Below are 986 nucleotides of genomic sequence, written 5' to 3' on the forward strand. Positions count from 1 at the left end.
GGCGATCGACTTCAGCTGCGCCTGCAGCTGGCTGATCTCGTTCTGGATCGTGTCGCGGTCCACGCCGTCCTGCGTCGCCGCCGTCAGCTTGGACTTGATCTCGTCGAGAACGTCCTTGGCCTTGTTGAGGCCCTGGTAAGCCGTATCCACCGTGGAGGACCCGAGGTTGAGGGCGTCCTTGACCGTGGAGAGCGACTTGTTGTCGGACTTCAGCGACGTGGAGATCGCCCAGTAGGCAGCGTTGTCCTTGGCTTCGCCGATCTTGTAGCCGGTCGAGATGCGCTGCTGCGTCTTGTCGAGCTGCGCGTTGGTGTTCTGGAGGGTGCGGAGCGCCGTGATCGCCGCCGCGTTGGTGTTCACGCTCGTCATGGAAGTTTGTCCCGATACTTCGGTAAAAAGGGACAGGCTGGGTCGGAACCAGCATGAAAGACCGGCGTCATGCCTTTGATCGAATTTGCTTTTCTCGATCAATCCTTCATGTCGATCAATCTAGCCGCCCGCCTTTAACAGCGGATGAATCGCAAAGCGGGCCGAGACAAGTTTAGCGAACGACCGCTAGCCGAGATCTTGGGGGTTGAAATGCGAGCCTCGAATCGGGAGGTCGCCGGAAGCACGGAAACGATCTCCCTTACCTGGGCCTTGTCGCCGTCGGGACGTATCGCGAAGGGAGTGTGCAAGCCCCTCCGCGACTTCACGAGCCCGCAAGCCGCCCTGTCGACCTCGGGAGCCCCGACACGCAGGACCGGGCCGCCGTTGACCAGTCCGTCCGCCCTCCCTGGCCGGCGACCGTACGAAGTGCGCGACCCGTGAATCAAAAAAGCCCCGGACCGCGAGGTCCGGGGCTTTTCGACGGGTTCGAGCGATCGGCGTCGCCCGCCTTTTCGTTTTAGCGGCCGCTCTGGAACAGACTGAGGATGGTCTGGCTGGACTGGTTGGCGATGGAGAGGGACTGGACGCCGAGCTGCTGCTTGACCTGCAGGGCCTGG

1 protein-coding gene and 1 pseudogene are annotated in these 986 nt (G+C 62.3%); both read right to left on the reverse strand.

The features are described from left to right. Positions 1–369: flagellin N-terminal helical domain-containing protein (locus IEY14_RS25685; RefSeq protein WP_444542175.1), on the reverse strand; the 369-nt coding region annotated here is incomplete at its 3' end. 517 nt (positions 370–886) lie between these two features. Then, a pseudogene (locus tag IEY14_RS25690) lies at positions 887–986 on the reverse strand (flagellin); the annotation flags it as partial.

The sequence above is a fragment of the Aureimonas endophytica genome, assembly GCF_014642635.1.
Classification (GTDB): domain Bacteria; phylum Pseudomonadota; class Alphaproteobacteria; order Rhizobiales; family Rhizobiaceae; genus Plantimonas; species Plantimonas endophytica.